Source organism: Aneurinibacillus aneurinilyticus ATCC 12856, from assembly GCF_000466385.1.
In the GTDB taxonomy this organism is placed as follows: Bacteria; Bacillota; Bacilli; order Aneurinibacillales; family Aneurinibacillaceae; genus Aneurinibacillus; species Aneurinibacillus aneurinilyticus.
On sequence record NZ_KE952749.1, the window covers coordinates 41438 to 52290 of the forward strand.

13 protein-coding genes are annotated in these 10853 nt (G+C 40.8%); 5 read left to right on the top strand and 8 right to left on the bottom strand.

Translation table 11 applies throughout. The features are described 5' to 3' along the window. Positions 1–173: 173 nt before the first annotated feature. The 4 genes from HMPREF0083_RS08445 to HMPREF0083_RS08460 all read right to left on the bottom strand — a co-directional run bounded on the left by HMPREF0083_RS08445 (position 174) and on the right by HMPREF0083_RS08460 (position 3805). Positions 174–1394 carry a GNAT family N-acetyltransferase gene (locus tag HMPREF0083_RS08445; protein ID WP_040302060.1) on the bottom strand — a complete coding sequence of 407 codons (1221 nt, stop codon included), beginning with the start codon at positions 1392–1394 and terminating at the stop codon, positions 174–176. Between the two features lie 146 nt (positions 1395–1540). Continuing rightward, positions 1541–2284 carry an amino acid ABC transporter ATP-binding protein gene (locus tag HMPREF0083_RS08450; RefSeq protein WP_021620803.1) on the bottom strand — a complete coding sequence of 248 codons (744 nt, stop codon included), beginning with the start codon at positions 2282–2284 and terminating at the stop codon, positions 1541–1543. A 15-nt stretch (positions 2285–2299) separates the two neighbouring features. After that, complete coding sequence (locus tag HMPREF0083_RS08455; RefSeq protein WP_040302062.1) at positions 2300–2959, bottom strand: amino acid ABC transporter permease; 660 nt, start codon at positions 2957–2959, stop codon at positions 2300–2302. 69 nt (positions 2960–3028) lie between these two features. Next, positions 3029–3805, bottom strand: coding sequence for an amino acid ABC transporter substrate-binding protein (locus tag HMPREF0083_RS08460; protein ID WP_021620805.1), 777 nt, complete (start codon positions 3803–3805; stop codon positions 3029–3031). A gap of 386 nt (positions 3806–4191) precedes the next feature. Between HMPREF0083_RS08460 and HMPREF0083_RS08465 the strand changes: the two genes are divergently transcribed. From HMPREF0083_RS08465 to HMPREF0083_RS28695, 5 genes are all read left to right on the top strand, one after another. Continuing rightward, positions 4192–4881, top strand: coding sequence for a class I SAM-dependent methyltransferase (locus tag HMPREF0083_RS08465; protein WP_021620806.1), 690 nt, complete (start codon positions 4192–4194; stop codon positions 4879–4881). A 54-nt stretch (positions 4882–4935) separates the two neighbouring features. After that, positions 4936–5550: a class I SAM-dependent methyltransferase gene (locus HMPREF0083_RS08470; RefSeq protein WP_021620807.1), complete on the top strand. Its 615-nt coding sequence runs from the start codon at positions 4936–4938 to the stop codon at positions 5548–5550. 100 nt (positions 5551–5650) lie between these two features. Then, positions 5651–6589, top strand: coding sequence for a UDP-glucuronic acid decarboxylase family protein (locus tag HMPREF0083_RS08475; protein WP_040302064.1), 939 nt, complete (start codon positions 5651–5653; stop codon positions 6587–6589). A 146-nt stretch (positions 6590–6735) separates the two neighbouring features. Further along, on the top strand, positions 6736–7827 hold the full coding sequence (locus HMPREF0083_RS08480) for a glycosyltransferase family 61 protein (protein ID WP_040302066.1): 1092 nt from the start codon (positions 6736–6738) through the stop codon (positions 7825–7827). Positions 7828–8061: 234 nt separating this feature from the next. After that, on the top strand, positions 8062–8223 hold the full coding sequence (locus tag HMPREF0083_RS28695) for a hypothetical protein (RefSeq protein WP_167331552.1): 162 nt from the start codon (positions 8062–8064) through the stop codon (positions 8221–8223). Between the two features lie 74 nt (positions 8224–8297). On the opposite strand, the gene HMPREF0083_RS08485 is transcribed toward HMPREF0083_RS28695, so the two are convergent. From HMPREF0083_RS08485 to HMPREF0083_RS29725, 4 genes are read right to left on the bottom strand one after another with little or no spacing between them, the layout of a single operon-like run. After that, complete coding sequence (locus tag HMPREF0083_RS08485) at positions 8298–9428, bottom strand: MBL fold metallo-hydrolase (RefSeq protein WP_021620812.1); 1131 nt, start codon at positions 9426–9428, stop codon at positions 8298–8300. A 26-nt stretch (positions 9429–9454) separates the two neighbouring features. Further along, entirely contained in the window at positions 9455–9760 is a 306-nt protein-coding gene (locus tag HMPREF0083_RS08490; protein WP_021620813.1) for a sulfurtransferase TusA family protein, read from the bottom strand. 15 nt (positions 9761–9775) lie between these two features. Next, positions 9776–10558, bottom strand: coding sequence for a sulfite exporter TauE/SafE family protein (locus HMPREF0083_RS08495; protein WP_021620814.1), 783 nt, complete (start codon positions 10556–10558; stop codon positions 9776–9778). Between the two features lie 40 nt (positions 10559–10598). Then, entirely contained in the window at positions 10599–10727 is a 129-nt protein-coding gene (locus tag HMPREF0083_RS29725) for a hypothetical protein (protein WP_021620815.1), read from the bottom strand. Between the last annotated feature and the right edge of the window lie 126 nt (positions 10728–10853).

Here is a 10853-nt window from a genome sequence, read left to right on the forward strand (position 1 = left end):
TAGACGCGAAAAGGGAGACAGTTGCTGTCCTTTTCGCCTGGCCGGGGCATGCGCTCGGAAGGGAGACGAAAGGCCTTGTTTGTGTCCCATTGTGGTGGCCTTTTTCTTTGGTAATTTATATATACATATTAGCTGCCGTATAATATTTATCGGCTGCTGCCATTTTGTTTTCATCAGAAATAATCGGAGAAGTACGGCTGCTGGCGGATAATCAGCTTTTCGAGTAAATTGACTGTCACTTCATCCGCTCGAAAACGTTCAATCCGTGCCAGATAAGATGGTCGTTTGTATCCCATCAGCATTGTGGTCAATGTTTGAATATCAAATGCAGCAGCAGGATTGACGCCACCTCCAGTCAAATGGCCTTTTCCCTCTTCATCCACCATTAATGTAAATGTTCCCTGATTCCATTCAAGCATCGGATCATGCAGAGTAAATGTTAGCTGACAATCTGTTTCCTGAGGCTGAAACGGGTATTTCTCCAGAAAAAGGCTAAGATCCACAATACGGGCCATATAATAAGGGGCAATCGTTTCCTTAATATCGCCATCCTCCAGCAAGAAAGCTAATGGCTCATCTGTATAAATATGCCCTTTAACGTGCGTTATCATGGAAAAGTGGGCACTGATGAAATTCCACAAACCCGTCCGTGCTTCTTGATTTATAAAAACCATTTCCTTCATATGAAAAACCTCGCCAGCAATCCAGTACAACAAATAGCCCATTGGCTGATGATCACCATCATAATAAACGGCCGCTGTCAAATCGTCCAGGTCCCAACGCAAATTCTCTTCCCATGCCAGATCGTTTCTGAGCATTGCCCCATGGTTTTGCAAAGCAAAGCGCTGATACACATCTTTAATGTCTGGATGCTCAATGCTCATCCGCTCCACATTGCCGGATACTGTTTTTAATTTCGGTAGTTGAGTATCTTTAACTTCAAAAGAAATTTTATCGGAAATAATCTCCCAGCCTTTACGGCGGTAATATGGAATCGAATACGGATACAAATAAGAAATCGACTGTTTACGCTCACGCATATTCGTCAGTGCCTGACGCATCAGTTGGTTCATCAAACCAAGATTAGCGTACTCCGGGTAAGTACCTACACCTGTCAGACCGCCCATTTCGTACCTCTGTCCAAAAATGTTTACCTGAAACGGATAAACGGCTAGCTGCGAAATAAGCTTATCACCATCAAACCAGCCTAGTACGTCGGCCTGCTTCAACACTGGCAGCTTGGCCTGTTCAATTTCCCTGTTTTCCCAGCCAAATGTTTGCAATTGATGATTGGTCACCTGAAACACATAGCGCAGTAAATCATTAAACTGCTCTCCATGCTTCGTTTCAACATGCTTCATTTTGAGCCTCTCTTGCAATTTCTGGCGACTCATACATATAACCTCCATTTTATCAATGACACTGTACTTTTAGTGTAACCTAATTCACCATAAGTTTCCTTCCCCTGATAAAAATCGACAAGCAATAAAAAATTCGCGGGCGTGCTCCCCTAAAAAATAGGGCACATCCCGCGAATTTTTCATAAAACCGTATTTATAAACGCTCTTGTTCTATCGAATTTCGGATTCGCAAACAGTTGCTCAGGTTTGCCTGATTCCAGAATTTCACCTTTGTCTATAAACATAATTTTGTTTGCTACTTCCCTAGCAAAACCCATTTCATGTGTAACAACAATCATTGTCATATGCTCTTCTGCAAGCTGCTTGATGACCTGCAATACCTCACCCGTTAGCTCTGGATCAAGCGCTGATGTCGGCTCATCAAACAGGATGATATCAGGGTTCATCATCAATGCGCGCGCAATCGCTACCCGTTGTTTTTGACCGCCCGAGAGCCTGGCAGGATACACATCAGCTTTCGCAGACAATCCCACTTTTTCCAACAGCTCTCTGCTTTTTTGGCTTATTTCCTCTTTTGATGCCTTCTTTACATACTTCGGGGCAAGCTCAAGATTTTCTTTTACAGTAAGATGAGGAAAAAGATTAAAATGCTGAAATACCATTCCCATTTTTGAAGTGATTTGTTTTATCCCTTGACCGTTCGCATATACACCGTCTTTTACAAGATAATCTCCTTGAACACAAATGCTTCCACCGTTCACATGCTCAAGGTGGATCAGGCTTCTAAGCATGGTGCTCTTCCCGGAGCCCGAGGGACCGATAACCGCAATAACCTCGCTTTTATCTACAGTAAATGTAATATTTTTAAGCACATCCACATTCCCAAAAGACTTTTTTACATTTGAAACTTCAATGATCGCCATTTCATGCCAGTCCTTTTATTCAAATTTGAACTTTTTCTCAAGCCACTTAAACAATAAGGTCAAAACGAGAGTCATTAGCAAATAAATGACACCCGCGATAACAAAAGGAACAATCGTAAAGTCACGATTCACAGCCGTTTGCGCAAAATGCAACAGCTCAGGAACCGCAACTGCATACAAAAGCGCTGTATCCTTTACAAGCGTTATTGATTCATTAGAAACCGCTGGCAGCGCGACACGGAACATTTGTGGCAGGATTACTTTCGTTGTTGTTTGCCATCTGCTTAATCCTAGTACTTGTGAAGCCTCATATTGCCCCTTATCAATCGCCAAAAGACCGCCTCTGAAAATTTCAGCAAAATAGGCAGCATAGTTCAGAATGAAGCCGAGGCAAGCAGCAACGAATCTATCCATAATAAGATAGTCGCCGATAATCGGGATGATAGGTAGACCGAAGCAGATAAACAACAGCTGCAATAATAGCGGGGTGCCACGCATTACATAAATATAACTACTTGCAAACCAGGCAATAGGTTTACTCTTACTATTTGCCATCAGGGTCAAAACAAATCCAAGGGGAATTGCAACAACAATGGCGATTAGAAATAAGAGGACCGTCATCTGTGCCCCTTCTAACATGGAGCCAGTAATATTCAATATGTAGTCAATACTCATCATCATATGCTCCTCATAAAGAAAACCGGATCTTTAGGAAAAAATCCGGTTTTTGATTTACCATGTAATTTACTTTAATACTTTGTCTTCTCCAAACCACTTTTTAGAGATTTTTGCGGCGGTGCCATCCTTATTAATTTCATCCAGTGCTTTTTGCAACTCATTCAGCAATTTTTCATTGCCTTTTTTCACACCGACTCCATACTCCTCTGGAGCAAGTGATTCATCAAGAATTTTAAATGTGTCTTTTTCTTTAGACATATAATATCTTGCAACAACTTCATCAATGACAACCGCGTCGGTACGGCCAATTTTCAAATCGCTTAACGCTATAACGTTATCTTTATACTTGGATACATTTTTGATTTTAGACTTTATCGGGTTTCCGTCCAATGCTTTCTCTGCTGATGATGAGGATTGAAGCCCTATGTTTTTCCCTGTTAAATCATCTAATTTGCTAATATTTGCTTTTTCAAGTGTGACAACAACTTGAGCATTTTTCAAATATGGTTTTGTAAATAGCACTTGCCGTTTGCGTTTGTCAGTAATCGTGTAGCCATTCCAAATCAAATCAATTCTTCCGCTGCTAAGTTCCGATTCCTTCGCGTTCCAGTCTATTGGCTGAAATACAACTTCGTATCCCATTTTTTCACCGGCTGCCCTGGCGTAATCGATATCAAAACCAGCGAGTTCGTTTTTATCATCACGAAATCCCATCGGGGCAAATTGATCATCCACACCAATAACTAATTTTTTGTTAGTGCCACTGCTGCTGGCACTGGAGCATCCGGCCATGATAGATATAATCATAGCGAGTGCGAAAAACATTGCTACAAATTTTTTCATCTATGAATCCCCCTATAATTAATGCACCATTAGAGTTTATCCTTTATTATGGTAAAACACTAATTCGATAATATAATAAAATATCTTTTTATAATCCATTTTCGTAGCTTATGAGCCGAAATACTCTAAATATCTTCAATTTTCTTGTTCTTGCTATTTAAAAGATAACACCATAAAAAAGGAAGTCAGCTAGCCTATACTGCGTTTTTCTTCATATCAACCCCGCTTAATAACCTAATGTAGCAATTCCTCATCCCAGTTGGTTGAACTTAAGGATTTTCTCATTAACTTTGCACCCTTTCCTCGTACACTCATATTTATAGTACCAAGGGTGTTGATTATCCAATATCACCCAGGATGAATACTTCTAACAAGGAGAACTAGCCATGATGAGCTTTAAAGAGTTCATTTCAGGTATTTCATTTAAATCGCTACAACCACATATGCCTCTTACCTATACCGATGAATTTTCCAATACGATACTACCTGAAGAAGATGAACAAATGAAGAAGACATTATTTGAAATATGCAGTATCCCTAAAATGTCTACTCTTGCTCTAGGTACGATCATAAACAAAGGCATAGCCCAAATGGACGATCATTTAGCTTTTGTGAATGTCGGGGTCTGGAACGGTTTTACATTCCTTTGCGGACTGGTAAATAACCGAAACAAAAAATGCATTGGCATAGATAATTTCTCGGAGTTCGGCTCCCCTCGCGAGGATTTTCTAACAAGATTTTCATCTTATAGAAGTGAATTCCACCACTTCTACGACATGGATTATGTTGACTATTTCAAGACATGTCACAATAGCCCGATTGGATTTTATTTATATGATGGCGCGCATGATTATGACAATCAATTAAAAGGATTACAACTTGCTGAACCTTTTTTCGCCAAAAATTGCATCATTATGGTTGATGATACGAATTTTGAACATCCCCGTCAGGCTACTCTTGATTTTATGTCCGGCAGCACAAATAAATATGAAATTATCATGGATGCCAAAACCGCCTGTAACGGCCACCCTACCTTTTGGAACGGGGTAATGATTCTCCAAAAACTCAATGAGTAGCAGTGCCGCTATCTTAATTGATAGCTAAAAAATTTATAATATGGAGCTAAGCGAATGACATCTCAAGATATAATGAACCGGATTGAAGAGATAAAAAAATCGGTTTCAACGATTGAAGGTTGGTTAAGTGACTCCGCAGGTGAAACGCTATACAAATTAGCCCGTCTGCATGCCCCTGTTGCCACTGCTGTAGAATTAGGCTCCTGGAAAGGAAGGTCAACTTCTTGGCTAGGCTTTGGGATTAAGGATCGGGGTGAGGGTCAAGTATACTCAGTAGACGAGTGGAAAGGAAGCGGTTCAGAAGAAAGCTTCCTGCAACAGTTGATTAGCCAATATAGTGAAAATCAGTTATTTGAGGAGTTTTATAACAATATAATTAAACAAGGCTTGCAGCATGTTGTTACACCTATTCAATCCGATACTATAGAGGCCTCAAGAAAATGGGATCATAATAAGGAGATTGGACTTCTATTTATTGATGCATCTCATGATTATAGCTTCGTGAGAAAAGACTTTGAATTTTGGTGTCCCATGGTTAAATCGGGAGGGTATATCGTTTTTGATGACGTTCCCAGTTGGCCGGGACCGACGCAATTAGTTTCCGAGCTACCCAAGTACTATAATCATATTGCGACCGACTCTAATATCTCTGTCTTTCAAAAAATCTGAAGCCAAGCAACACTTCTGTATTATTGTTACGTATCTGCATGTAGCCGGAGTGGATTGGATAATTCATAAAGCTTACTATAAGAAAGAGGAAAGTAGCCTTATGTTAAAAAAACGTATCTTGATTACCGGAGGTTCTGGCTTTATCGGATCCCATATATGCAGGCACTTTCTGCAAGAAGGACATGAAGTGATATGCCTAGATAACTTCTCCACTTCTTCCAGGCTTAATGTGCTTGATTTGATACCTAATCCTCGTTTTGCGTTAATCAAACTCGATGTAACACTTCCCTTACATTTTGAAGTAGATGAAATATACAATTTAGCCTGCCCGGCAAGCCCAATCCATTACCAGAATGACCCAATAAAAACAATAAAGACAAACATATTAGGAATCATGAATGTGCTTGATTTAGCTGTTTGCTTGAATACAAAGGTGTTGCATGCCTCTACATCAGAAGTATATGGTGATCCGCTGATTCATCCCCAAAAAGAAGACTACTGGGGAAATGTTAATCCGATTGGAAAAAGAAGCTGCTATGATGAAGGAAAACGCTGTGCAGAAACATTATGCTTTGATTTCCATAGGCAATATGGGGTCGATGTAAGGGTTGTTCGAATATTTAATACGTACGGTCCCCATATGCATCCTCTTGATGGCCGGGTTGTAAGCAACTTTATTATTCAGGCTTTACAAGGAAAAGACATCACCATTTATGGGGACGGCCAACAAACAAGGTCATTTTGTTACGTCGATGATTTGATCGAGGGAATCGTAAGTATGATGAGGATGGAGGATAAATTTATCGGACCCATGAATCTTGGGAACCCTGTTGAATATACCATTCTCGAACTTGCAGAAAAAATATTGAGTCTAACAGGCTCCAAGTCGAAATTAACTTTTGCTCCTTTACCTATGGATGATCCTAAACAGCGTAAACCAGACATTACACTCGCCAAATCAAAGCTTGGATGGGAACCTAAAATAAATCTAGAAGAAGGTCTGAAAAAAACAATCGCATACTTTCGGAATAGGCTTTAAGGGATTGCCGAATCTCGCTTTTGCCCTGAACCACAAAACCTTTCTGTTTCTGCCATTGGCCAATCCTAACTCCTGTATGTAAATCCCTTTGCCTCTATTCAGAGTATGTTGCGAAATAAGAAACAAAGAAAGGGGGGGAGGGCCTGTTGAATGTCTATCATTCCTTAGAGGAGTGGATTAGCGCAAGCGGAAATTTCCACACCGTTCATAACATAGTGGGTGCAGAAATAAATACCCTTCTTCAGCCAAAAGGAATACAGCCTATTCCTCCTGCCTTTAGCCAAGTGCCTTATGATGTCGTAAACCAAGTATATTATGCAAACACCCTGCCTTCCTCTGTAGTTAGCATTCCTAATGGACGCATATACGGCGAACCTGAGCATTGTTCCATTATTGCTCCTGACAACAAGCTAATATGGGACATATCCTGGAGCGGAGAACCTACAGTGGGCGAGCACTGGTTTTTTAAACAGGAAAGAGCGCTTCAATATAAAGAAACAGCCGAATCTATTGCTATCTTAACCATACCGTGGATTTGCCATCAAAACTACTATCATTGGACATTGGAAAATTTATCAAGAATAAATTTAATAAGAAAAAGCGGTATGAAAGTCGATAAGTTTATTATGCATCCGCGAAACCTGCGTTTTCATTATGAAACATTGAATAGATTAGGAATTTTGGATGAACAAATTATTGAAGTAAATCAAGCATTGCATCTTAAAGCGAACCAACTTATTGTTCCCCGTCTAGGTATGCCGCCTTTGCTGCCGCCGAAATGGGCCTGTGAATTCGTTAGAAAAGAGCTTTTTACAAGTATGGAACAGAACGGGAAATATAATCGAATATATATAAGCAGAGGAAGCGCTAAGCATCGTAAAATAAAGAATGAAGATGAGGTTTCACAGTTTTTGAATCACCTGGGTTTTCAGAAAATAACATTGGAGAATTACACATTGAATGAGCAAATCCAGCTTATTGCTTCTGCGGACATTATCGTTTCCCCCCATGGTGCTGGACTTGCTAATCTGATTTTTGCAAAACCCGGTACAAAAATCATCGAATTATTTAACCCTTCGTGGGCCATCCCCTTGTATTGGGTTCTTAGCAACTGGTGCAATCTAGATTATTACTTCTATATTGGTGATCCTGTTGGCTCCCCTTCTTTCCCAGTTAGGTCTGACATGTCCATTCAGCTTCCTCAACTAAAAAATGTCCTCGAACTGGCCGGTGTTTAATTTCCCACGCAATGCCTGATATCCCTAAGCGGAGCGAGAGCGGTGGGCGGAAGCGATCGGGAAAAGACACGCTGGCCTTTCTTCTGCCGGAGCGCAGGGCGCATCCAACTTTTTCTTTTTTCCGAATCTCCTCCTTCTAACCACGCTACCCTGTCAAAATATCAAGTGTAATTTATATACATATGTATAGTGAGATGGAATATGGGAACTGCTATAGTGAAAGGAGTCGTTTCGATGAAAAAAAGACGAGTCGAAGACAATGAGCCAGCATTTGCTCCTGGTGATGATGATGCATTAGAACAAAGTGCCTCAGAAGAAGAAATTGCCCGCGGTGATTACACAGAAGTTACGAGGTTATCATGGGATGAAGTGGACCCTTCTGGAGAAGATGAATAGCAGTAGCCCCGCCATCCCATCTATAAGGACAGCGGGGCTTAATTGCTTTAATCGTCCTGCTGTGATGCAATCTGTTAAGAATGGTGAACGGCACAGCGATTTGGGCCAATTTCAAGAGTAGTCGCCTCTTCGGCCGTTACATGAGCAATACCACGGTTAATTTGTACGATTTCTTCATAGTTTGGTGGCGTTGCTCCAGATGCTCCTGCCACCATCTCCGTAAACTGCTCACGATCCTCTGTACGCATGACTTCGTTGCTGGCACGAATATTACCAAGTTTAGCCCCAACAACGCCCTGCTCATTGATTTCCTTTATATCAGCATAATGCGTCGGCAGTACCAGTGTATCATCGGACAGGTTGGCGATTTTCCGGAACACAGTATCGTATAATGACTGTGCCCATTCACGCGCTTTTCCGCCAAGGTCAGGTCTTCCAAGTCCGCCTACAAAAATGGTGTCTCCAGAAAGCAAGTATTTTTCATTTACAAGAAAGGAGACGCTGCCTGGCGTATGACCCGGTGTAGGTACAGCCAAAACTTTCACGCTTACAGAACCAAAAACAATTTGTTCATAATCCTCAAGTGCTTTGTAGGCAATGTCGCAACCCTGCATTTCACTGCGGGAAATATAATAAGCTGCCCCTGCTTTTTCTGCTAATTGCGGTCCACCTGAAATATGGTCAGCATGTAAATGTGTATCCATAACATTCGTGATTTTCACACCTTCTTTTTTCGCTAAGATGGTGTATTCGTCTATATGACGTCCAGGATCAACTACCATAGCTTCTCCTTCTGAAATAATCATGTAGGATAGGCAGCCTTTTGCCAGGCGGTTTATCTGAATAATCTTTGCGTTTTCATCTTCCATTACAATCACGGGATGGTAAAATTGGCTCCATTCCAGCATTCCTTCGTTCAATACACTTGTTTTATATCCTTTATCATCGAGCAATTCCGCCACCATTTTTGCGCTCCCACCTTTAGCGCAAACAACAACAATCTCGTTATCCTTTGGTAAACCTGCATAAATATCTTCATTATCATCAAGGAAATCAAAGTATGGAATATTTACGCTCTTTATTTTCCTACCTTCGATTTTCCAGTCCTTATAATCTTCTCCATTACGTACGTCCAAAATAAAAACGGCATTCTCGCTATGGATTCTTTCATGCAACTCTTTTGCATTGATTGTACTAACAGCCATTTTTTCCCCTCCTTTTGTTTTATTGCTTATTGGTTGGTCCGTTCCTCATTAGCTACAACATGAGGATGTTTTTTCTCTAGCTTCACATCATCAGGATCAGCCTTACGAATATAATGTTTAAACACATTTTCTTCTTCTGTTGTACCAAGAAACTGATGTCCGGTACGAGTAGCCCAGCTTTTTACATCTATCATAGAACCCGGGTCGGTAGCCTCTACCTCCAGAACTTCACCAGGTGTCAATTCTTCCATTGCTTTTTTTGTACGAACAATCGGCATCGGACATGCCAGTCCCTTACAATCAATTGTTTTATCTGCTGTATAAACAGTCATTAGTATGCCTCCTCTTTATCCAAATAAGATATCTGTCCATATTTTTATTGCTGAAGCAACAATCAACACAGAAAGAATCATACGCAAAATTTTGGTATTGACCTTCGCACTTAACTTTGCCCCTACCGGTGCGGCAAGAATACTTGCAATCACCATGATGACAGACGGCCAAAAAAGAACATCCCCTGCCAGTACTTTCCCCGCAGTTGCACCAATCGATGAAATAAACGTAATCGCTAAGGAAGAAGCTATCGTCATGCGGGTCGGAATTTTTAAAATAAGCAACATAATCGGAACAAGAATAAAGGCTCCTGCCGCTCCCACAATTCCTGAAGCAATACCGACAATTAAAGCAGAAACAACAGCAAGCGTTCGATTAAACGTCACTTTCTCAAGAGGAACATCGTCCAAGCCTTTATTTGGTACAAACATCATAATGGCCGCAATGGTTGCTAAAATAGCGTAAACAAAATTAATCGTATCCCCTGACAAAAATTTCCCGCCAAATCCGCCGCCAAAACTGCCAATAATAATAGCAACTCCCATGTATCCAACCATCTTGTAGTTAATGACATTCTCTTTACGAAGAGCCAATACGCCGGATATCGTTGCAAAAAACACTTGGATAGCACTAATTCCGGAAACTTCATGAGCGGTATAGGCAGCCACGCCTATTATGGGCGGTATATATAAAAGCATTGGATACTTAATAATAGAGCCGCCAATTCCCACAAGCCCGGAAATAAAAGAACCAACAAAGCCAATTAAAAACAGCGTAATGACCATGCTCACTGTCATCGTTTTTCCTTCTCTCTACCTTGAAGTAATGGGAGCCAAATCATTCGGCTCCCAGAATTTTTCCGACAGCCACCTCTTCATCTTCACGAGCATCCACAACATTCAATTTTTTACCTTGCATCTGTCTTTCCCGTACTTGTTGGGCAGGAATATTAGCTGCTTGCGGCATATCATCTCTTTCATACAATTACCCGTATAGGTATTTTTGAAATTAAAAATTTTTTTCCTTGTACTTTAGATATAAATTATCTGCTTTATCATTAAATCACACCTGTTGATTATCCATAAGGTGGAA